Source organism: Thermus hydrothermalis (assembly GCF_022760925.1).
Lineage (GTDB): Bacteria > Deinococcota > Deinococci > Deinococcales > Thermaceae > Thermus > Thermus hydrothermalis.
Genome location: NZ_JAKTNT010000016.1, coordinates 40,360 through 61,461, shown reverse-complemented (window position 1 = coordinate 61,461; position 21,102 = coordinate 40,360). Strand labels below are relative to the sequence as shown.

At 67.0% G+C, this 21,102-nt stretch carries 20 protein-coding genes; 8 read left to right on the top strand and 12 right to left on the bottom strand.

Going from position 1 to position 21,102, the window contains the following annotated elements; translation table 11 throughout:
• The first annotated feature begins 132 nt into the window (after positions 1-132).
• A complete protein-coding gene (locus L0C60_RS10295; protein WP_234506807.1) occupies positions 133-585 on the top strand; it encodes an NUDIX hydrolase in 453 nt (150 codons plus the stop codon).
• Here the strand turns inward: L0C60_RS10295 and meaB are convergent.
• The 4 genes from meaB to L0C60_RS10275 are packed head-to-tail and all read right to left on the bottom strand — an operon-like array spanning position 582 to position 3,978.
• Positions 582-1,526, bottom strand: coding sequence for a methylmalonyl Co-A mutase-associated GTPase MeaB (gene meaB, locus L0C60_RS10290; RefSeq protein WP_234506805.1), 945 nt, complete (start codon positions 1,524-1,526; stop codon positions 582-584). The genes L0C60_RS10295 and meaB overlap by 4 nt on opposite strands.
• 32 nt (positions 1,527-1,558) lie before the next feature.
• A complete protein-coding gene (locus tag L0C60_RS10285) occupies positions 1,559-1,933 on the bottom strand; it encodes a RidA family protein (protein ID WP_234506803.1) in 375 nt (124 codons plus the stop codon).
• Between the two features lie 4 nt (positions 1,934-1,937).
• Complete coding sequence (locus L0C60_RS10280; RefSeq protein WP_234506800.1) at positions 1,938-3,755, bottom strand: protein kinase domain-containing protein; 1,818 nt, start codon at positions 3,753-3,755, stop codon at positions 1,938-1,940.
• Position 3,756: 1 nt separating this feature from the next.
• Positions 3,757-3,978, bottom strand: a complete 222-nt coding sequence (locus tag L0C60_RS10275; RefSeq protein ID WP_039459667.1) for a hypothetical protein — start codon at positions 3,976-3,978, stop codon at positions 3,757-3,759.
• A gap of 88 nt (positions 3,979-4,066) precedes the next feature.
• Here L0C60_RS10275 and murA point away from each other — a divergent pair, with 88 nt between their 5' ends.
• Entirely contained in the window at positions 4,067-5,359 is a 1,293-nt protein-coding gene (murA, locus tag L0C60_RS10270; RefSeq protein WP_234506798.1) for a UDP-N-acetylglucosamine 1-carboxyvinyltransferase, read from the top strand.
• Here murA and L0C60_RS10265 read toward each other — a convergent pair.
• Positions 5,356-5,802 (bottom strand): hypothetical protein, encoded by a 447-nt coding sequence (locus L0C60_RS10265; protein ID WP_234506796.1) that lies wholly within the window; start codon positions 5,800-5,802, stop codon positions 5,356-5,358. The two genes, murA and L0C60_RS10265, sit on opposite strands and share 4 nt — an antisense overlap.
• 80 nt (positions 5,803-5,882) lie before the next feature.
• On the opposite strand from L0C60_RS10265, the gene prfB reads away from it, so the two are divergent.
• A protein-coding gene (prfB, locus tag L0C60_RS10260; protein WP_234506794.1) for a peptide chain release factor 2 occupies positions 5,883-6,981 on the top strand; the annotation gives its coding sequence in 2 pieces (ribosomal slippage) (positions 5,883-5,933 and positions 5,935-6,981; 1,098 coding nt in all).
• Here prfB and L0C60_RS10255 read toward each other — a convergent pair.
• The 5 genes from L0C60_RS10255 to L0C60_RS10230 all read right to left on the bottom strand — a co-directional run bounded on the left by L0C60_RS10255 (position 6,978) and on the right by L0C60_RS10230 (position 12,173).
• The gene (locus tag L0C60_RS10255) at positions 6,978-7,319 is read right to left on the bottom strand and encodes an iron chaperone (RefSeq protein ID WP_234506792.1); all 342 of its coding nucleotides are present in this window, start codon (positions 7,317-7,319) and stop codon (positions 6,978-6,980) included. The genes prfB and L0C60_RS10255 overlap by 4 nt on opposite strands.
• A 1-nt stretch (position 7,320) precedes the next feature.
• Positions 7,321-7,983 (bottom strand): phosphate signaling complex protein PhoU, encoded by a 663-nt coding sequence (gene phoU / locus L0C60_RS10250; protein WP_234506790.1) that lies wholly within the window; start codon positions 7,981-7,983, stop codon positions 7,321-7,323.
• 15 nt (positions 7,984-7,998) lie between these two features.
• Complete coding sequence (locus tag L0C60_RS10245) at positions 7,999-8,889, bottom strand: sensor histidine kinase (RefSeq protein WP_234506788.1); 891 nt, start codon at positions 8,887-8,889, stop codon at positions 7,999-8,001.
• Positions 8,886-9,557, bottom strand: a complete 672-nt coding sequence (locus tag L0C60_RS10240; protein ID WP_234506786.1) for a response regulator transcription factor — start codon at positions 9,555-9,557, stop codon at positions 8,886-8,888. Before L0C60_RS10240 ends, L0C60_RS10245 begins: the two co-directional genes overlap by 4 nt.
• A gap of 432 nt (positions 9,558-9,989) precedes the next feature.
• Positions 9,990-12,173, bottom strand: a complete 2,184-nt coding sequence (locus tag L0C60_RS10230; RefSeq protein WP_234506784.1) for a M66 family metalloprotease — start codon at positions 12,171-12,173, stop codon at positions 9,990-9,992.
• Between the two features lie 60 nt (positions 12,174-12,233).
• Here L0C60_RS10230 and proB point away from each other — a divergent pair, with 60 nt between their 5' ends.
• The 4 genes from proB to leuS all read left to right on the top strand — a co-directional run bounded on the left by proB (position 12,234) and on the right by leuS (position 18,121).
• Positions 12,234-13,337 carry a glutamate 5-kinase gene (gene proB / locus L0C60_RS10225; RefSeq protein ID WP_234506782.1) on the top strand — a complete coding sequence of 368 codons (1,104 nt, stop codon included), beginning with the start codon at positions 12,234-12,236 and terminating at the stop codon, positions 13,335-13,337.
• A complete protein-coding gene (locus L0C60_RS10220; RefSeq protein ID WP_234506780.1) occupies positions 13,334-14,575 on the top strand; it encodes a glutamate-5-semialdehyde dehydrogenase in 1,242 nt (413 codons plus the stop codon). Before proB ends, L0C60_RS10220 begins: the two co-directional genes overlap by 4 nt.
• Positions 14,576-14,578: 3 nt before the next feature.
• Positions 14,579-15,361: a YhjD/YihY/BrkB family envelope integrity protein gene (locus L0C60_RS10215; protein ID WP_234506778.1), complete on the top strand. Its 783-nt coding sequence runs from the start codon at positions 14,579-14,581 to the stop codon at positions 15,359-15,361.
• A 126-nt stretch (positions 15,362-15,487) separates the two neighbouring features.
• Positions 15,488-18,121 carry a leucine--tRNA ligase gene (gene leuS, locus L0C60_RS10210; RefSeq protein ID WP_234506776.1) on the top strand — a complete coding sequence of 878 codons (2,634 nt, stop codon included), beginning with the start codon at positions 15,488-15,490 and terminating at the stop codon, positions 18,119-18,121.
• On the opposite strand, the gene L0C60_RS10205 is transcribed toward leuS, so the two are convergent.
• The gene (locus tag L0C60_RS10205; RefSeq protein ID WP_243092726.1) at positions 18,102-18,803 is read right to left on the bottom strand and encodes a Clp1/GlmU family protein; all 702 of its coding nucleotides are present in this window, start codon (positions 18,801-18,803) and stop codon (positions 18,102-18,104) included. The two genes, leuS and L0C60_RS10205, sit on opposite strands and share 20 nt — an antisense overlap.
• 76 nt (positions 18,804-18,879) lie before the next feature.
• Here L0C60_RS10205 and L0C60_RS10200 point away from each other — a divergent pair, with 76 nt between their 5' ends.
• A complete protein-coding gene (locus L0C60_RS10200) occupies positions 18,880-20,043 on the top strand; it encodes an acyl-CoA dehydrogenase family protein (RefSeq protein WP_243092725.1) in 1,164 nt (387 codons plus the stop codon).
• On the opposite strand, the gene rlmN is transcribed toward L0C60_RS10200, so the two are convergent.
• Complete coding sequence (gene rlmN / locus L0C60_RS10195) at positions 20,012-21,076, bottom strand: dual-specificity RNA methyltransferase RlmN (RefSeq protein WP_071676976.1); 1,065 nt, start codon at positions 21,074-21,076, stop codon at positions 20,012-20,014. The two genes, L0C60_RS10200 and rlmN, sit on opposite strands and share 32 nt — an antisense overlap.
• Between the last annotated feature and the right edge of the window lie 26 nt (positions 21,077-21,102).

Below are 21,102 nucleotides of genomic sequence, written 5' to 3'. Positions count from 1 at the left end.
TAACAAGGTAGCTGTACCGGAAGGTGCGGCTGGATCACCTCCTTTCTAAGGAGTAACCGGCCTCTGCTCTCCCCTTTTCCGATCCTTGGGGGCGCCTTCGGGCGCCCTTTTTTGTTGCCGAGGAGCAGGGTCTTGCGTAGGAAACGGCAGGTGCGGACAGCCAGGAAGCGGGTGGTTTCCGCCGGGGGGGTGGTCCTCCGAGGGGATCCTCCCGAGGTCCTGGTGGTGTCCTTAAAGGGGGGGAAGGTAGTCACCCTTCCCAAGGGCCAGGTGGAGCCGGGGGAGCGTTACCCTGAAACCGCCGTGCGGGAGGTGCGGGAGGAAACCGGGGTGGAGGCGGCGGTGCTCTCCCCCTTGGGGAAGGTGCGCTACTACTTCACGGTGAAGGATGGGGAGGTCCCGGTGACGGTGAGCAAGGAGGTCCACTACTTCCTCATGGCCTACCGGGGCGGGGAGCCTAGGCCCCAGCTTTCCGAGGTGGAGGCCGCTTACTTCCTGCCGGTGGCGGAAGCCTTGAACCGGCTTTCCTACCCCAACGAGCGGGAGATGTTGCGCAAGGCCCTTTTGCGCTACCGGAGGGGCTAAGCGGGCTGGGCCTTAGGGTCCAGGAGGACGAAGGCGGCCTCCTCCGGGGAGAGCTCGCCTTGGGCCACGCGCCGCACAAGCTCCCCGGCCTTCTGGGTACGGCGGCGGCCCCATTCCTGAATGACGCTTTCCACCTCAAACCGGGCCCGCTCCAGGCGGTGGTCTTCCAGGAGGCTATGGGCCTCGAGGTGGTGGTGGTGGGCTTCCAGCCCCGCAAAAAGCGCCTCCACCCCCTCCCCCGTGGCCGCCACCGTGGGGTAAATGGGGGGGCGCCAACCCCCGGGCCGGGGGGGCGAAAGCTCCAGGGCGCTTTTGAGCTCCTGGATGAGCCTTTCCCCGCCCGGCAGGTCAAACTTGTTCACGGCGAAAATATCGGCGATCTCCATGACCCCCGCCTTGAAGGCCTGCACCGCATCCCCCGCCGCCGGGGTGAGGACGAGGAGGGTGGTGTCCGCCACCCGGGCGATGTCCACCTCGCTTTGGCCCACCCCCACGGTCTCCACGAAGATGCGGTCAAAGCCGAAGGCCTCCAGGAGGGCTAGGGCGGCCACCGTGGCCCCGGCGAGCCCTCCTAGGGCGCCCCGGGAGGCCAAGGAGCGGATATAGACCCCAGGGTCTTGGTGGTGGCGCATCATGCGGATCCGGTCCCCCAGGATGGCCCCCCCGGTGAAGGGGCTGCTGGGGTCCACCGCCAGCACCCCTACTCTTTCGCCCCGCTTGCGGGCCTCGAGGATGAGGCGGTCGGTGAGGGTGCTCTTGCCCGCCCCCGGGCTTCCCGTGACGCCCACCACCTTGGCCCTCCCTTGGCCCCGCACCCGCTTGAGGAGGGCCTGGCCCAAGGGGTGGCCGGCCTCCACCAGGGTGAGGGCCCGGGCCAAGGCCCGCACGTCCCCCGCACGAAAGCGGCTTTCCAGATCCTCCAGGTGGGCTTCCTGCGCCATGGCGCTATTCTACGCTTTTTTGCAGGGGCGTATCATTCCGCCAGGGCCACGCAGGCCACCTCCACCCGTACCCCCCGGGGCAGGGCCTTGACCGCCACCGTGGCCCGGGCGGGGTAGGGGGGAGCGAAGTAGCGGGCGTAGACCTCGTTGAAGCCGGGGAAGTCCTCCATGTCCGCCAGGAAACAGGTGGTCTGGACCACCCGGCTAAGCCCCGAGCCCGCCGCCTCGAGGATGGCCTTCAGGTTTTCCATCACCCGCTCGGTCTGCGTGCGGATGTCCCCCTCCACCAGGGTGCCCTCGGGGGTAAGGGGGATCTGGCCGGAAACAAACACCAAGCCCAAAGCCCGCACCGCTTGGCTGTAGGGACCGATGGCCTGGGGTGCTCCTTCGGTGTGGATGGCCTCCATGCCCCTATCCTACGGCGAAGCGGTAGAGCTTGCCGGAAAGGCTCGCCACCAGCACCTCTCCCGGCAAGGGAAGAGGGGGCACCTGCACCGCCCCCAGGCCCGTGGCCTCAAAGACCACCTGGCCCCGGCGGTCCACCGCCAGGAAGCGGCCCTCCTCCGTGGCCAAAAAGACGTGCCCTGAGGCGTAGGAAAGCCCCGCCGTCACCTTGCCCACCTCGAGGCTCCACACCTCCTCCCCCGTGGCGGCGTCCAAGGCCCGGAGGACCCCATCCCAGGCGGCCACGTAAACCCGCTCCCCGTCCAGGGCGAGGCCTCCCCAGATCTCCCCCTCCACCGCCGCATTCCAGAGGGTTTCCCGGCTCAAGGGGTCAAAGGCGTAGACCTCCCCTTCCCAAGTGGGGATGAAAAGGAGCCCGCGCCCCGCCGCCACCGGGGCGTGGATGGGGCCCGTGCGCACCTTGTAGCGGAGGGCTCCCGTGTCCGGGTCCAGGGCGTAGAGCCAGCCGTCCTCCGAGCCCACGAAGAGGAGGCCCCGGTAGAAGGTGGGGCTTGCGGAAAGGTGCCCCCCGGCCCGGAAGCGGAAAAGGGGGGCGTCCTTGTGAAAGGCGTACAGGGTGCCGTCGCGGCTTGCGGCGTAGACCCGCTCGCCCAGGACCAAAGGGGCGGCGGTGACCTCCGCCCCGGTTTCCAGGCTCCACTCCAGGTGGCGGCCGCGGAAGCGGCGTACCTTCCCGTCCCAGCTCCCCACGTAGACCCCTCCCCGCACCACCGGGGGGGCGGTGACCTCTTCGGGGAGGGCTTCCCGGCGCACCTCTCCCGTGAGGAGGTCCACCTCCACCAAGCCCCGCCCCACCCCCAGGTACACCCTGCCCCCGGCGTGGACCATCTCTCCCGGCCAGGCGGCCTCGCCCCCTAGGTCCAGCTTTCCCTTGAGGGCAAGCCGCCGGGGGTCCGGAGCCAGGGGGTAGTGGCCGGAGCGGCTGGCACCCGCCCGGGGCGTGGCTAGGCGCAGGGCCTGGAACTCCCTCAGGGCGCTATAAAAGAGGTCAGGGTGGGCGGGGCGCTCCTCGGGATGCTTGGCCAAAAGGCCCAGGACCGCCTGCCCCACCCCCTTGGGGATGGCGGGGTTGAGGGCCTCCGGGGCCTTGGGTTCCTCGTACACGTGCTGGTAGAGCACCGCTTGGTCGTTTTCCCCTTCAAAGGGGGGGCGGCCCGTGAGGGTGCGATAGAGGACCGCCCCCAGGCTGTAAAGGTCGGCCTTGGGGGTGAGGGGGAGGCCCTTAGCCTGCTCCGGGGCCATGTACGTGGGGGTGCCCAGGGTATAGCCCGTGCGGGTCAGGTGGCGGCTTTCCTGGAGGAGGTAGGCGAGGCCGAAGTCCATCACCTTGGGCTGGCCTTCCTTGGTGAGGAGGATGTTCTTGGGGGTGAGGTCCCGGTGGAGGATGCCCTGGGCGTGCAGGTGGGCCAGGGCCTCCATGACCTGGGCCGCCGCCAGGAGGATCCGGTCCCCTTCCGGCCCCTCCTCAAAGGGGCCCAGGCGGTCAAAGGTTCCCCCTTCCACCAGCTCCATGACGAAGTAGGGCCGCCCCTCTTCCTCCCCTAGGTCCAGGACCTGGACGATGCCGGGGTGGAAGAGACGGGAAAGGGCCCGTACCTCCAGGAGAAACCGCTCCCGCTCAGGGGGCAGAGCGCGGGGGTGGAGGAGCTTGACCGCCACCCTGCGCCCCAAGCGCTCGTCCAGGGCTTGCCAGACCTCGGCCATGCCCCCGGAGCCCAGGGGGGCCTCGAGGCGGTACCGCCCGGCCAGGAGCATCCGGGTCATTTTAGGGGGTTTCTTCCTCGGGTTCCAGGCGCTTCAGGAGCTCGGCCAACTCCTCCTTGCCCTCCTCCAGCTCTTGGACGATTTTGGCGATGGCCAGGCGCACCACCTCCGACTTGGAAACCAGGCGCTCGGGGCTGGAAAGGGCGTAGGCCGCCCGGGTCAAGAGGGCGTCCTGCTCCTCGGAAATGACCACCTGCAGCCGTTTTTTCTCCTTCTTGGGCATACCGCTCCTTGGCGGGTAGTGTAGCAAAAACCGCATCCCCTTGACAATGGGTATTTTCCTGTATATCCTCTCCTTGAGTAAGGTGAGTATGATGCTCACGGACACGGGGAGGAGCAGGATGCTGCGGATTGAAGGGGGCTCCCCTCTGTCCGGGGAGTTGCGGGTCTACCCCGCCAAGAATGCCGCTTTGCCCATCCTGGCGGCAAGCCTCCTCACCCCAGAGCCCGTCACCCTGGTGGAGGTGCCCAGGCTTCGGGACGTGGAGGTGATGCTGGAGCTCCTCGCCCACCTGGGGACCCATTACGAGTGGGAAGGGCGCACCCTGCACCTCCATACCCCCGAGATCCGGAACATCCACGCCCCTTACGAGCTGGTGGGGCAGATGCGGGCGAGTTTCATCGTCTGGGGCGCCCTCGTGGCCCGGGCAGGGGAGGGGAGGATTTCCTTGCCCGGAGGGTGTGCCTTTGGCGCCCGCCCCGTGGACCAGCACGTGAAGGCCCTCCGGGCCTTGGGGGCCGAGGTGGTGGAGGAGGAGGGGACCTTCTACGCCCGGCGCCTCCGCCCCCTCTCGGGGCGGGTGGTCTTTGACCTGCCCACGGTGGGGGGGACGGAGCAAGCCATGCTGGCCGTGGCCCTAGGCGGCGAGGCCACCTTGGTCCAGGCGGCCATGGAACCGGAGATAGAGGACCTCGGGCGTTTCCTCTCCATGCTAGGGGTGGAGGTGAGGGGCCTGGGGAGCGCTATCCTGCACGTCAAAGGGGCAAGCCGCCTTAAGGGAGGGCGCTACCGCATCATCCCGGACCGCATAGAGGCCGGCACCTACCTCCTGGCGGCGGCGGCTACCCGGGGGTCCATCACCCTGCGGGAAGTGCGCCCCGACCACCTGGACGCTCTTTTGGACAAGCTCCGTCAGGCTGGGCACCATTTGGAGGTGGGGCAGGACTGGATCCGCTTCGCCGCTACCCCGGAGCCTTCGCCCTTTTCCGTGGAGGCCCGGGAGTACCCCGGTTTCCCCACGGACCTGCAACCCATCGTGACCGCCTACCTGGCCACGGTGCCCGGGCAAAGCGCCGTGAGCGACCGGGTTTACCCCGACCGCTTCACCCACGTGGGGGAGCTGGCGCGCATGGGGGCAGAGCTTTACCTAAGGGACCGGACGCTCTTGGTAAATGGCCGGCGCCTCCACGGGGCCCAGGTGAAGGCCCTGGACATCCGGGCTGGCGGGGCTTTGGTGGTGGCGGCCCTGAGCGCAGAAGGGGTTACGGAGATTGAAGGGGTCTACTTCCTGGAGCGGGGGTACGAGCACCTGGAGGAGCGCCTAAAGGCCCTGGGGGCCCGGGTGGGCGTGGCGGAGATGGCTTTGGCCCAGGCGGCGGACTAGCCCCAAACCCTTAAGGCTTCGGGGAACCGGAAGAAGAGCCGGTTCCTTTCTAGCTCGGGGCTGTAGGCGCTTTCCACGTAGCCCGCAAGGCGGAGGGCCTCCAGCACCTCCCGGGCCACCGCCCGGTCCCCTTCCACCTGGGCGGCGAGAAAGGCGAGGGCCTCTTCCTCCTCGTCCCCTTCGCCCACGAACTCCCGGTACTCCTGGTCCAAGGCCCGCATCAGGGCCTGGAGGTTCAGGGGCTTTTCCGTGAAGAACCAGCGGCTCCTGGCTCCGGGGAGGAAGTGGGCGTAGCCTTGGGCCTCGAGGGCCTGGGCCAGGTGCGCCGCCTCGGCGTGGGGGTAGCCCCGCTGGACGAGAAGGGTCACCAAAGCATCCCGCTCCCCGGGAAGCCCCTGGGGGTAGTCCTGGCGAAGCGCTTGCGCGAGCTCCTTGAACGCCACGCTACCACCTCCCGTTTCTTTATAATAAAGGTTGCGCGAGGTAGTATCAAGAGGAGGCTTTGCGCTATACTGAAAGCGGTATGGACCTGGACCTCCTCGCCAAACGCCTAGAGAGCCTCCGGGGGTATCTTTGACATCCCCGGGAAGGAAGCCCGACTGAAAGAGCTAGACCAGCGCCTCGAGGACCCCACCCTTTGGCAGAACCCGGAAGAAGCCCGGCGGGTAAGCCAGGAGGCGGCCCGCCATCGGCGGGTGGTGGACACCTTCCGCAACCTGGAAAGCGACCTCCAGGGCCTCCTGGAGCTTTGGGAGGAGTTTCCTGCCGAGGAGCGGGAGGCCCTGAGGCCCGAGCTGGAGGAAGCGGCCAGGAAGCTAGAGGAGCTCTACCACGAAACCCTCCTCGCCTTCCCCCACGCCGAGAAGAACGCCATCCTCACCATCCAGCCCGGGGCAGGGGGCACGGAGGCCTGCGACTGGGCGGAGATGCTCTTAAGGATGTACACCCGCTTCGCCGAGCGCCAGGGCTTCCAGGTGGAGGTGGTGGACCTCGTGCCGGGGGCGGAGGCGGGGATTGACTACGCCCAGATCCTGGTCAAGGGGGAAAACGCCTACGGCCTTTTTTCCCCCGAGGCGGGGGTCCACCGCCTGGTGCGCCCCTCCCCCTTTGACGCCTCGGGCCGCCGCCACACCTCCTTCGCCGGGGTGGAGGTGATGCCGGAGGTGGACGAGACGGTGGAGGTGGTGATCCGCCCCGAGGACCTGCGCATTGACGTCTTCCGCTCCCAAGGCCACGGGGGCCAAGGGGTGAACACCACGGACTCAGCGGTGCGCATCGTCCACCTGCCCACGGGGATCACCGTCACCTGCCAGGCCACCCGGAGCCAGATCAAGAACAAGGAGCTGGCCATGAAGGTCCTCCGCTCCCGGCTTTTTGAGCTGGAGTGGAAGAAGAAGCAGGAGGAGCTAAGGAAGCTGAAGGGCGAGGTGCGGCCCATTGAGTGGGGAAGCCAGATCCGAAGCTACGTCTTGGACAAGCAGTACGTGAAGGACCACCGCACGGGGCTCATGCGCTTTGACCCGCAAAACGTCCTGGACGGGGACCTCTTGGACTTCATCTGGGCGGGGCTTGAGTGGAAGGCGGGCCGCCGCCAGACGGCGGAGGAGGTGGAGGCGGATTAGCCCACGGCTCGGCGCAGGAGGGCTCGGACCTGGGCCTCCTCCTCGAGGCCCAGTTCCTTTAGGGCGAAGGCCACGGGCCACATCTTGCCCTGGTCCAACCGGGCCTGGTCGGTGAAGCCCAAGGTGGCGTAGCGGGTCTGGAAGCGGTGGGCGGGCTGGAAGAAGCAGACCACCTTGTCCTTGAGGGCGTAGGCCGGCATGCCGTACCAAAGCCGCAGGGTGAGGTGGGGGGCCGCTTCCTGGACGAGGGCGTGGAGGCGGAGGGCCAAGGAGCGGTCGGGCTCGGGCCAAAGGGCGATGGCTCCCAGCACCGCCTCTGGGTCTTGGGTGCGGGCCATGTTAGTAAACGTCCTCCGGGGCCTTGTAGACCTCCCCCGTGAGCCAGTAGATGACCCGCTCCGCCACGTTCTCCAAATGGTCCCCAAGCCGCTCGTAGCTGCGGGCCACCCGCATGAGGGTGAGGGCCTTGGTGATGGTCCGAGGGTCTTCCATCATGTAGGTGATGAGCTCCCGGGTTACCTCCTCGTAGAGCCCGTCCACCTGGTCGTCCAGTTCCAGGACCTTGCGGGCCAAAGCGGTGTCCCGCTCGGCCACGCTCCTGCCCAGGGTGTCCATCATCTCCAAAAGGCGCCTGCCCATCTCCGGCAGGGTCACGTAGCGCTTCAAGGGGGGCTCTTTGCTCAGGAGAAGGGCGTCTTCCGCCACGTGCATGGCGTAGTCCCCCGCCCGTTCCAGGTCGGTGAGGGCCTTAATGATGGTGAAGATCAGCCTGAGGTCCGTGGCCACGGGCTGGTGGCGGGCGATGACGGCGATGGCCTGGTTTTCAATCTTGAGCTCCAGCTCGTCCACCTCTTTGTCCTTGGCGATGACCGCCTGGGCCCGGGCGGCGTCCTGCTGGACCAGGGCCTCGGTGGCTTCCTGGGTCATCTCCCGCACCAAGGAGAGCATCCTCAAGGTTTCTTCCAGAAGCTGGTTGAGCGCTCGGTCTAGGGCTTCCCGCATGGGTTCCTCCTCGCTTCAGTCTAGGGGAAGGTGGACGCCGAAAACGTTCTCTTCCCCTTCCCGCCTTGCGTAGGCCTCTCCTCCGAGGCCTCGAGCCAGGCGGCGCACCAGGTAAAGGCCAAGCCCTTGCCCCAGGCCCCCCTGGAACCCCCGGCGCCCCGGGAGGAAGAGGGTTTCGTAGTCGGGGAGGGGTGGGCCCGCATCCCGCACCTCCAGGTGGAGGCGGTCCGCCTCTAGGTGCGAAAGGAGGCGGATGGGGTCTTGGCCGTACTTGAGGGCGTTTTCCAGGAGGTTTAAGAGGATCTGGAAGAGGGCGTCGGGGTCGGTGTGGGCGGTGTGGGGGAGGTGGACCTCCACGCGCCTTCCCTGGAGCTTCTCCTGGAGAAGCCTTTCCAGGCGGGGCCAGAGCTCCTGAAGGGGAAAGGTGCGTTTAGGCCCGGGCTGGGTGAAGGAAAGGCTTTGCGCCAGGCGGGCGAGGCGGGCCACCTCCCCTTTGAGGAGGTCCAGGACCTCCTTTTCCTGCTTGGTTCTGGGCGTGAGGGCCTCCAGGAGGGGCCCCATCCCCGCCAGGGGGGTCCTGAGCTCGTGGGCCAGGGTAAGGGTGGCCTCCTCGAGGGCCTCTAGCCTTCCCTTCACCTCCGTTTCGTCCAAGAGGTAGAGCCTTCCCGGGAGGGCCTTGGCCTTCAGGAGGCGGCCCCGCACCTCTAGGTGCCTTTCCCCCCCGTGGAGGGCTAAGGCTTCCAGGCGGTGGTCCCGTAGGGCGAGGAGGAGGGGGCGGCCCACCACCTTTTCCCGGCGCACCTGCAAAAGCTCCTCCGCCTTGGGGTTGAGGTAGACCACCTGCCTTTCCCGGTGCAGGACGAGGCCTTCCAAGGCCTCCTCCCAGGCGGCCCAAAACTCCTTCACCCCACCTCCTTGAAGCGGTACCCAAGCCCCCGTACCGTTTCCAAAAAGCGGGGGGCTTTGGGGTCCTCGCCCAGCTTTTCCCGTAGCTGCAGGATGTGCTGGTCCACGGTCCTGGGGGTGCCAAAGTAGTCTGGACCCCAGACGGCCTCCAAGAGCGCTTCCCGGGTGTAGACCCGGCCCGGATGCTGGGCCAAGTAGGCCAAAAGGGCGAACTCCCGCCGGGTGAGGGGAAGGGGTTTCCCCTCCAGGCTCGCCTCCATGCGCTCTAGGTCCAGGAGAAGGGGGCCCCGCTTCAAGCGCTTGGGCTTCCCCGCCCGGCGCAGGAGGGCCTCGAGGCGGGCGAGAAGCTCCTCCGTGGCGAAGGGCTTGGCCAGGTAGTCGTCCGCCCCCCGGCTTAGGCCCTCCACCCGGTCCCGCACCTCGGCGCGGGCGGTGAGGAGGAGGACGGGAAGCTCGGCGAAGGCGCCTTGGCGCATCCTTTCCAGGAGCTTGATCCCGGGCTCATCGGGAAGCATCCAGTCCAGGATCACCGCTTCCGCCTCCTGAAGGAGGGGCCAGGCCTCGTGGGCGTTTTCCGCCTCCAGTACCCGGTGCCCGGCCCGCTCCAGGGCCAGGCGGACCCCAAGCCGCACCGCCCGTTCGTCCTCCACCAGGAGCACCGTGGCCACGCTTTCAGTCTAGCCCGGGCCAGGTCAGGGCACGGTCAAGCCCTTGGCTGGACTCGCCTAACAAATGGTTTGATGCGAGCGCAATGCCCATCGCTTGGGCCTTGGAAACACCTGTCACAGGACCCCGTAAGGCAGCGAGGTCTTAGGGTACGGCCCTGCTTTGAGAGGAAGCCCTCGCATCCAGCCCAGAAAGCGTGGGGAGAGCAGCCTTCCTCAGGCTCTGGCCAGTGGCTTGTGGCTAGCAGCATAATGGCTTTGGTGCGCAAGGTACTAGAAGCCCATCTTCTGGCCTTGCTTCGGGAGCCTCACTCCTTGGACGAACTTTATTTTACCCTAAAAAATCTTCATCCCAACTTGCGTAAGGTCACGCTTTTTGGTCTGTTAATCCGGCTTAAGCGGGAAGGGTGGGTGGTCTACCGCGATGGGCGCTTCCTAGCGAGGGAGACGCACGACCCGGACGCTTAGGCCGTCCGTGAACTGGACCTCAAAGTGGCCTCCTGGGGGTAGGCCCTCAAGGGCCAGGCGGGCTTCCCCGGCGGGGTGGAAGAGGGTGAGGGCGGTGCGGGTGCCGTCATCGGCCACGTGGAAAACCGCGAAGCTCTTGGCCCCCTGGACCCGAACCCAGAGGAACCCTCCCTCCTCTTGGGCTTCTACCCGCGGTTCGGCTTGGGGAAGCAGGGAAGCCACGAGTTCCCCCAAAAGGTTCCCTTCCAGGTAGAGGCCCACCCGGGTGTAGCGGGCCACGGGCGCCTTGGCTTGGAAGTGGAGGGTCCCTTCCGAATCCCGGAGGACATACACCGGTAGCTCTAGGCCGTCCACCCTCAAGCGATAGGGGGAGGGTTCTCCTTCAGGGTTTGCCTTAAGGAGAAGCGGGGGGTTGAAGACCAGTGCGCCGTTTTCTATGCGACCGGTGAAGAAGAGCCCTTCTTCAGGGAGGCTTTGCGGACGGGGGGGCGTGGCCTCCAAAAAGCCCTGGGCCCCCTCATAGGTGTAATCGGAAACCCATTGGGGCCCGCAGTAGCTCATGAGGTCGTAGCGCTCGTTGGGGTCGCGGAGGGTTCCCGTGGCGAGGTCATAGCCCCAGGTGCCGATTTTTCCCCCCGGATAAGGGTAGTTGGGGTCGCCGGAGGTACCGCAAGGGGCGTGTTCCCGCCCGAAGTTGTGCCCCAGCTCGTGGGCCATGACCACGGGCGCAGAGGAGGCGTAATCCCAACCCACCGCCACCGGGTAGCCGATGTACCCGATCCCCGCAATGCCCGAGGTGTAGGTAACCCGCACAAAGCCGTAGTAGTACCGCCCGCTGCCATCTGTTTGGCGCAAGATGCGGAGCTCAACCAGCAATTGGGCCCAGGTGTTCCCGTTGCTGGCGCTTAGGGTTCCGGAGAAGGTGTAAGGGGTCCGGATGGTGAAGCTTATGTCCTTCAAGGGCCACACGCGCCAAAGGGTTTCTGGGAAGTCGGGTACCGAGGCGGTCTGTCCCTGGTGCACCACGGGCACCACGGTGAGGTACAGGGTGGTGCCTGCGCCCACTGCGGGCGTGAGCACGCGGAGGTTGTCGCTTTCGTTGGTTTCGGGAACCTGGTTGGCGGGGTCCACCCGGAGCTCCACCCGAAGCCCCGGGGCCACCCAGGAAGCGGGCAGGGTGGCGTTGCAGGTGGAGGATAGGTCGCCCTGCGTGGCGCGGGTGGGGATGGGGTTTGGGCAGGAGAAGGCCAGGTTCCCCTGGAAGGTGTTGTTCACATAGACAGCGCCCCCAATCGGCGTGGTTAAAGACACAGAGGATGGGCTTGCCACCAGGTGCACCCTGAGGAGGGCGGGTTTCCCAGCTACCAAGCGCAGATTTTCCTTAAGCACGGTTTGGCCCCACTCGGCCTTCTCAATGAAAAGATTGGCGTTCGCCGAGGCTGGGGTTACGCTGAGGGTCAGGGATACCTCGCGGGTAAGGCTTCCTCCGGTGCCCCGAACATAGAGGTTGTAGGTACCCGGGGATAAGGAAGGGGAAGCTTTGAGCTCGAGGTTGGGCGCCGAGGGCACGGGGGTGGAGGTGGGGGAGAGGGTCACCCCCGAGAAGGGATTTTTATTGGCATCCACGAGGCTTAGGTCTATAGAGCCTGGATACGTACCCGAAACCACAAGGCGCACGTAAGCCGTGCCCCCTTGGGGGACGGAGAGCGCTGAGCTTTCTAGCGTGAGAGTGAAATCCTCGCTAGGCGGCGAGCTCACGGTGACGTCCAGGTTTTTCTCTTGGGTGATGTTGCCGCTGACCGCGCGGAGCTTGAGGGGGTAGGTGCCCGGGGCCACGCCGCTTCCCACGGAGACGGTGAGGGTCTGGGTGACGGGGGAGCCGGCGAGGCTAACGGAGGGAGGGGTGAGGGTGATGCCGGGCACGGGGTTATGGGTGTTGCGGTCCACCAGGGAGAGGCTGACGGCCCCCGTGAAGCCGTTCGTGGGGGTGAGGGTGACCTGGGTGGTCCCGCTCCCCCCTTGGGGGATGGTGAGGCTTGCGGGGTTGGGGTCGGAGAGGGTGAAGGAAGGAGGCTGGTTTTGGGCTTGCTGTTGGCAGGAAACAAGGGAGACAGCGAGGCCCAAGGCGAGGAGGAGAGCAAACTGGGCCATAATCCGCACCTTAGCAGAGGGCTAGGGCGCTTAGGTGAGAGGGTGCTATCCTGGACCTTAATGCGGCCTGGGCTTTCCGCCAAAAGGTTGGTGGTCAAGGTGGGGAGTGCGGTCCTGGCCGGGCCTAGGGGGTTGGACCGGGAGGCCATGGCCGAGATTGCCCGCCAGGTCCTGGCCCTGAAGGCGGCGGGGCGGGAGGTGGTTTTGGTGTCCTCGGGGGCGGTGGCGGCGGGCATGGCGGCCACGGGGCTTCCCCGCCCGGAGGACATGCCCCTGAAGCAGGCCTTGGCCGCCATCGGCCAGCCCCTCCTCATGGCCGTTTGGCGGGAGGCTTTTCAGGGGGTTCCCGTGGCCCAGGTGCTCCTGACGGCGGAGGATTTGGCCTCGAGGGAGCGCTACCTGAGCGCCAAGGCCACCCTGAAGGCCCTTTTGGAGCTAGGGGCCATTCCCATCATCAACGAGAACGACACCGTGGCCTTCCAGGAGATCCGCTTCGGGGACAACGACCAGCTTTCCGCCCGGGTGGCGGCCTTGGTGGAGGCGGGGCTACTCCTCCTCCTTTCCGACGTGGACGCGCTTTACGAGGAAGACCCCAAGAAAAACCCTGAAGCGAGGCCCATCCTCGAGGTCAAAGACCCTGCCTCCGCCCTGCGGCACGCCGGGGAAGGGAACCCCTTGGGAAGCGGCGGCATGCGCTCCAAGCTCCTCGCCGCCCGGCTTGCGGGGCGGGTGGGCATCCCCACCCTGCTTCTGCCCGGGAGGCGGCCCTCGGTCCTCTTGGAGGCCTTGGAGGGGGTGCCCATCGGCACCTACTTCCACGCCCAGAGGCGCTACCGGGGGGAGCGGGCCTGGCTCTATGGCCTTGTGCGCCCCAAGGGGGAGCTCGTCTTGGACCAAGGGGCGGTGCGGGCCCTGCGGGAAAGGGGGGCAAGCCTCCTCCCCGCCGGGGTCAAGGAGGTGCGGGGGCGGTTTGGCCGGGGGGAGGCGGTGCGCCTCCTCGCCGAAACGGGAGAGGAGGTGGGGGTGGGCCTTGCCAACTATGCCGCCGAGGAGATCGCCCGCATCCAGGGGCGGAAAAGCGCAGAGATTGAGGCCATCTTGGGCTACCGCTACACGGAGGAGGTGGTCCACCGGGACCACCTGGCCCTAAAGGAGGAGGCATGACGGCGCTGGGTCTAAGGGATTTGGCGGAGCGGGCCAAGGCCAAGCTTCCCCTCATCGCCAAGGGGAGGCGGGACGAGGCCCTTTTGCGCATGGCGGCGCTTCTTTCCGAGCGCTGGCCGGAGGTGCTGACGGCCAACCGGATGGACCTGGAGGAGGCGGAAAGGGCGGGGCTTCCCAAGGCCAAGCTGGACCGGCTCGCCCTAAAGGAGAAGGACCTCAAGACCCTCACCGAGGGCTTGAGGCAGATCGCCGCCCTTCCCGACCCCTTGGGGCGGATTGAGGGCTTGAGCAAGCGGCCGAGTGGCCTCCGGGTGGGCCGGATGCGGGTGCCTTTGGGCCTCATCGGCTTCATCTACGAGGCGCGCCCCGGGGCCACGGTGGAGGCGGTGGCCGTGGCCCTGAAAGCGGGGAACGCCATGCTCCTCAGGGGCGGCAAGGAGGCCTTCCGCTCCAACCAGGCCCTGGTGGGCCTATGGCACGAGGCCCTGAGGGAGGCGGGGCTTCCGGAGGAGGCGGTCCTCCTGGTCCCCACCACGGACCGGGAGGCCATCCTGGAGATGTGCCGCTTGGAGCTTCTGGACCTCCTCATCCCCCGGGGCGGGGAGGAGCTCATCCGCTTGGTGCAGAAGGAGGCCCGGGTGCCCGTCCTGGCCCACGCCAAGGGGGTGAACCACCTCTATGTGGACGAGAAGGCGGACCTTTCCATGGCCCTCCGTCTGGCCCTGAACGGCAAGACCCAGCGCCCGGCGGTGTGCAACGCCCTCGAGGCCGTCTTGGTCCACGAGAAGGTGGCGGAGGCTTTCCTGCCCCTTCTGGAGGGGGCCATGCGGGAAAAGGGGGTGGAGCTTAGGGCCTGTCCCCGGGCCCTTCCCCTTCTAAAGGAGGCGGTGCCCGCAGGGGAGGAGGAATGGGACCGGGAGTACCTGGACCTCGTGCTCCGGGTCAAGGTGGTTTCGGGCCTGGAGGAGGCCTTGGCCCACATCGCCCGCCACGGCTCCCGGCACACGGAGGCCATCTGCACGGAGGACCCCAAGGCGGCCTGGCGCTTCCTGGAGGAGGTGGACGCCTCCTTGGTTCTCTGGAACGCCTCCACCCGCTTCAACGACGGCTTTGAGCTGGGCCTGGGGGCGGAGATCGGCATCAGCACCTCCAAGCTCCACGCCTACGGCCCCATGGGTCCCCTGGAGCTCACCGCCTTGAAATGGGTGGCCCTGGGGGAGGGGCAGGAGAGGAAGTAGGCGTTGCTGCGAAGGGTTTTTGACCTTTACACCGAGGCCCACGTTCCCTTCTTCGCCGCCGCCCTCGCCTACTACGCCCTTCTCTCCCTCATGCCCCTTCTTTTCCTCTTGGTGGGGGTTTTCGGCCTCCTGCTGGCGGGAAACCCCCTTTGGCAAAAGGAGCTCCAGGAGGCCTTAGGGGGGCTCACCCTGGCCCTTTTCCCCGCCCGGCCCGAACTCGCAGAGGACCTCCTCCGCTTCCTTTCGCAAAGCGCCTTTCCCCTCACCCTGGGAAGCGGCCTCCTCTTCCTCTGGTCCGGGAGCAACTTCTTCGCCGCCCTTAGCTACGCCTTGGGCCTCGTCTTCGGCCGCCCCCCCGGGGTGCGCCACCGGCTTTTAGGGCTTTTCATGCCTTTTCTCCTGGGCCTCGCCCTCATCCTCCTCTCCCTCCTGGGTCTGGCCCTGGGCTTTATCCTCCGCTACCTGCCCCCGGCTTGGCGGGGCCTTCTTGGGCCTTTGGAGGTCCTTCTGCCCCTCTTTTCCGCCTTCTTCCTCTTCCTCCTCACCTACGCCTTTTTCCGCGGGGTTCGGGGGCTACGGGACCTCCTCCCCTTAAGCGCCGGGGCCGGGATGGCGGCCCTCCTCTTTGAGGGGGTGCGGCTTGGGCTTCCCAAGCTCCTTCCCCGCTCCCAGTACGAGCTCCTCTACGGGCCCCTGGCGGGGTTCGTCCTGGCCCTCCTCGGGCTTTACCTGGTCCTCCTCTCCCTCCTCCTGGGGGCCTTGGTGGCCCGGGCCCTCGAGGACTAGCGCCTTTTCTCCAAGGTGCAAAAAGGGGTAGGATGGACTCATGCGTCCGGCCAGGCTAGCCCCCTAAAGGGAAGGGGCCTGGCCGTCCCTTCCCTGCGGGGGAAGGGTTTTTTTGAGGAGGCGAAGATGGAGAAGTACAACCCCCACGCCATAGAGCCCAAGTGGCAACGCTTCTGGAAAGAGAAGGGCTTCATGAAGGCCAAGGAGGTGCCGGGGAAGCGGGGCAAGCAGTACGTCCTCGTCATGTTCCCCTACCCCTCCGGGGACCTGCACATGGGCCACCTGAAGAACTACACCATGGGGGACGTCCTCGCCCGCTTCCGCCGGGTGCAGGGCTACGAGGTCCTCCACCCCATGGGCTGGGACGCCTTCGGCCTGCCGGCGGAGAACGCCGCCTTGAAGTTCGGCGTCCACCCCCGGGACTGGACCTACCAGAACATCCGCCAGGCCAAGGAAAGCCTGGAGCTCATGGGCATCCTCTACGACTGGGACCGGGAGGTGACCACCTGCGAGCCCGACTACTACCGCTGGAACCAGTGGATCTTCATCAAGATGTGGGAGAAGGGCCTGGCCTACCGGGCCAAGGGCCTCGTGAACTGGTGCCCCAAGTGCCAGACGGTTCTCGCCAACGAGCAGGTGGTGGAGGGGCGTTGCTGGCGGCACGAGGACACCTTGGTGGAGAAGCGGGAGCTGGAGCAGTGGTACCTGCGCATCACCGCCTACGCCGACCGGCTCCTTCGGGACCTCGAGGGCCTGGACTGGCCCGAGAAGGTGAAGGCCATGCAACGGGCCTGGATCGGCCGCTCGGAAGGGGCGGAGATCCACTTCCCCGTGGAGGGCCGGGAGGAGAGGATCACCGTCTTCACCACCCGCCCCGACACTCTTTTCGGGGCCACCTTCATGGTCCTGGCCCCCGAGCACCCCTTGGCCCTGGAGCTCGCCGCCCCCGAGCGCCGGGAGGAGGTCTTGGCCTACGTGGAGGCGGCCAAGCGCAAGACGGAGATTGAGCGCCAGGCGGAAGGGCGGGAGAAGACGGGGGTTTTCCTGGGGGCCTATGCCCTAAACCCCGCCACTGGGGAGCGGATCCCCATCTGGACCGCCGACTACGTGCTCTACGGCTACGGCACCGGGGCCATCATGGCCGTGCCCGCCCACGACAGCCGGGACTACGAGTTCGCCAAAAAGTACGGCCTCCCCATCAGGAAGGTGATTGAACGCCCCGGCGAGCCCCTTCCCGAGCCCCTGGAGGGGGCCTACGAGGAGCCGGGCATCATGGTGAACTCCGGCCCCTTTGACGGCACGGAAAGCGAGGAGGGCAAGCGGAAGGTCATCGCCTGGCTGGAGGAAAAGGGCCTGGGTAGGGCCCGCATCACCTACCGCCTGCGGGACTGGCTCATCAGCCGCCAGCGCTACTGGGGCACCCCCATCCCCATGGTCCACTGCCCCACCTGCGGCGTGGTGCCGGTGCCCGAGGAGGAGCTTCCCGTCCTCCTCCCCGACCTCAAGGACGTGGAGGACATCCGCCCCAAGGGGAAAAGCCCCTTGGAGGCCCACCCCGAGTTCTACGAGACCTCCTGCCCCAAGTGCGGCGGCCCCGCCAAGCGGGACACCGACACCATGGACACCTTCTTTGACAGCTCCTGGTACTACCTCCGCTACACCGACCCCAAGAACGAGCGCCTCCCCTTCGCCCGGGAGAAGGCGGATTTCTGGATGCCGGTGGACCAGTACATCGGCGGGGTGGAGCACGCCGTTTTGCACCTTCTCTACAGCCGCTTCTTCACCAAGTTCCTCCATGACCTGGGCATGGTGGGGGTGGAGGAGCCCTTCCAGGGCCTCTTCACCCAGGGCATGGTCATGGCCTGGACAGACTTCGGGCCCGTGGAGGTGGAGGGGGAGCGGGTGCGCCTCCCCGAGCCCACCCGCATCCAGCTGGAGATTGGGGAAAACGAGCTTTCCCTGGAGGACGTGAGGAAGATGGGGGCCGAGCTCAGGCCCCACGAGGACGGCACCCTCCACCTCTGGAAGCCCGCGGTGATGAGCAAGTCCAAGGGCAACGGGGTCATGGTGGGGCCCTTCGTGAAGGAGGAGGGGGCGGACATCGCCCGCATCACCATCCTCTTCGCCGCCCCGCCCGAGAACGAGATGGTCTGGACCGAGGAGGGGGTGCAGGGGGCCTGGCGCTTCCTGAACCGGGTGTGGCGGCGGGTGGTGGAGGACCAGGAGGCCCTTCTCCATACCACGGGGAAGTTCCAGAAGGAGGACCTGGAGGGGGAGGACAAGGCGCTTTACGGGAAGCTCCACGAAACCCTGAAGAAGGTGACGCAGGACCTCGAGGCCCTTCGCTTCAACACCGCTATCGCCGCCCTCATGGAGTTCCTCAACGCCCTTTACGAGTACCGCCGCAAGCGGCCCGTGACCCCGGTCTACCGCACCGCCATCCGCTACTACCTGCAGATGCTCTTCCCCTTCGCCCCCCACATCGCCGAGGAGCTTTGGCACCGCTTCTGGCCCGATAGCCTCTTTGAGGCGGGCTGGCCCGAGCTGGACGAAAGCGCCTTGGAGAAGGACGTGGTGGAGGTGGCGGTGCAGGTGAACGGCAGGGTGCGGGGCACCATCCGGATCCCCAAGGACGCCCCCCTGGAGATGGCCCTGGCGGAGGCCAAGAAGGTCCCCAACGTCCAGGCCCACCTGGAGGGCAAGCAGGTGGTGAAGGAGATCTACGTGCCGGGGAGGATCCTCAACCTGGTAGTGCGCTGAGGGAAAGGCTTAGCCGGGTGGGCACCACCTGGGCCACCTCGCCCTGGGCGGGGGTAAGGAAGAGCCCTTCGCCCGGGGCGTAGGCCAGAAGCCGCCCATAGCCCAGGAAAAACCCCTCGGGGTCCAGGAGGCCGTAAAGCCTTTCCGGCTCCGGGGGATGGGAAAGGGGGAGGACCCTGGGCCTCGCCTCCTGGAAGTGGGCAAGGAGGCGCTCCAGGCGGTTTTGCCGCCGCAACTTAGGGCTTTTCCGCCTGGCCTCGGGCAAGGGGGGCACGGGGCGCGCCTTGAGGTCCCGGCGCCAGGCGAAGGCTTGGAAAAGCGCCTCCGAACCCAGGATGAGGATCTCCGCCGGGCTCAAGGCCTCCGCCTGAAGGAGGCGGAACTCCGGGTCCAAAAGGCCGTCCGTGTCCGCCACCGCCGGGCTCCCCCTCGGGATGAGGCGGGCTAGGCGTAAGGCCCCCACCACCGCCCGGGCCGTGAGCCCGGCGGGGGAGGTGGCCCCCAGGAGGTAGCGGCGCACCGGGGTGAGGGCGCCTTCCCGGTAGCGGAAGAGGGTGAAGGTGCCCGGCAAGGCCCCTTGCCCCGGGTCCAGGTCCAGGAGATAGGCCTCCTTGAGCTTCTCTAGGAGCCTATGGGCCAGGGTGGTCTTGCCCACGTCCGTGGGGCCCAAGAGGAGGAGCACGAGGAAAACTCTAGCACCCCTTCGTGGTCTTACGCCTTTTTGCCACTTCGCAAGAAAGTGATATACTTGGCCCAACATGGAGCTCTGGTTTGAGGAAACGGGGGAGGAGCGGCAGGTCCTAGGGCCTTTCCGGGAGTTCTTGAAGGCGGAGGTGGCCCCGGGGGCGGCGGAAAGGGACCGCACGGGGGCTTTCCCCTGGGACCTGGTGCGGAAGATGGCGGCCTTCGGCGTCTTCGGGGCGGTGGTGCCCGAGGCTTACGGGGGGGCGGGGCTTTCCACGCGCCTCTTCGCCCGCATGGTGGAGGAGATCGCCTACTACGATGGCTCCCTGGCCCTTACCGTGGCGAGCCACAACTCCTTGGCCACCGGGCACATCCTCCTGGCGGGGGACGAAAGGCAGAAGGAAACCTTCCTCCCCAAGCTGGCCTCGGGGGAGCTCTTGGGGGCCTGGGGCCTCACCGAGCCCGGCTCGGGCTCGGATGCGGCGGCCCTGAAGACCCGGGCGGAGGAGGTGGAAGGGGGCTTTGTCCTGAACGGCACCAAGCAGTTCATCACCCAGGGGAGCGTGGCCGGGGTTTACGTGGTCATGGCCCGCACCGACCCCGCTCCAAGCCCGGAGAGGAAGCACCTAGGCATTTCCGCCTTCGCCTTCTTCCGCCCCGAGAAGGGCCTAAGGGTAGGGCGCAAGGAGGAGAAGCTCGGCCTAAACGCCTCGGACACGGCGCAACTCCTCTTGGAGGACTTGTTCGTGCCCAAGGAGGGGCTTTTAGGGGAAAGGGGGAAGGGCTTTTACGATGTCCTCCGGGTCCTGGACGGGGGGCGGATTGGCATCGCCGCCATGGCCGTGGGTTTGGGGCGGGCCGCCTTGGACTACGCCCTAAGGTACGCCAAGGAGCGGGAGGCCTTCGGCCGGCCCATCGCCGAGTACGAGGGGGTTTCCTTCAAGCTGGCGGAGGCGGCCACGGAGCTGGAGGCGGCGCGGCTTCTCTACCTCAAGGCGGCGGCCCTCAAGGATGCAGGGCGGCCCTTTGCCCTCGAGGCCGCCCAGGCCAAGCTCTTCGCCAGCGAGGTGGCGGTGCGGGCCTGCGACGAGGCCATCCAGGTTCTTGGGGGCTACGGCTACATCAAGGACTACCCCGTGGAACGCTACTGGCGGGACGCCCGCCTGACCCGCATCGGGGAGGGGACGAGCGTGATTCTCAAGCTGGTCATTGCCCGGCGCCTTCTGGAAGGAGTTTAAAGGTAAGGGGCTTGGGGGCTTTGAGGGCGAGCTGCCCGCAGGCCGCCCCCACGTCCTGCCCCCGGCTGAAGCGGATGGAGGTGGGCACCCCTAGGCGCCGGAGTTCCTCGGCGAAGGCCAAAATCCCGGGCTTGGGCGTTCCCCCCACCGGGGCCCCTTCCCAGGGGTTAAAGGGGATGAGGTTCACGTGGGCGCTGATTCCCTTGAGGAGCCTGGCCAGAAGCCGCGCCTGCCAGGGGTGGTCGTTGATGCCCTTAAGAAGGGTGTATTCAAAGGTCACCCGCCGCTTGGTCTTGGCGTAGTAGTGGCGCACCGCCTCCATGATCTCGGCTATGGGGTAGCGGTGGGCCGTGGGGATGATCTTCCGCCGCGTCTCGTCGTCGGGGGCGTGGAGGGAGAGGGCGAGCCGTATTCCCAGGTCCTCCTCCGCCAGGCGGTAAATCCCCCGGGGGATGCCCACGGTGGAGAGGGTGATGCGCCTCGGGCTCATGGCGAGGCCTTTGGGGTGGAGCATGACCCGCACCGCCTTCAGGACCTGGGCGAGGTTTAAGAGGGGTTCCCCCATACCCATGAGGACCACGTTGCGGATCTCCCGGGGGGAGATGCCCTGGTGGTGGGCGATGGCGAGGAGTTGGTCCAGAATTTCCGCCGCGGTGAGGTTGCGGCCAAAGCCCAAGGCCCCGGTGGCGCAGAAGGTGCACCCGGCGGGGCAGCCCACCATGCTGGAAAGGCAGACGGTCTTGCGGTTGGGGTAGGGCATGTAGACCGCCTCGGTCTTCTTGCCGTCCAGGAGGGTGAAGAGATACTTGACGCTCCCGTCCTTGCTCGGGTAGGCCTCCACCAGGGAGAACTCCGAGATGCGCCACGCCTGGGCCAAGGCTTCCCGCAGGGCTTTGGGCAGGTCGGTCATCTCGGCGAAGTCCCGCACCCCCCGGGCGTAGAGCCAGTGGGCGATCTGCGCCTTGCGAAACCCCTCGCCCGGAAGCTCTTCTGGGGGCAAATCCAGGATGGGGCGGAGGACCCCTTCGGTCATCCCCGCATTATACCTCGCCCCGAGGC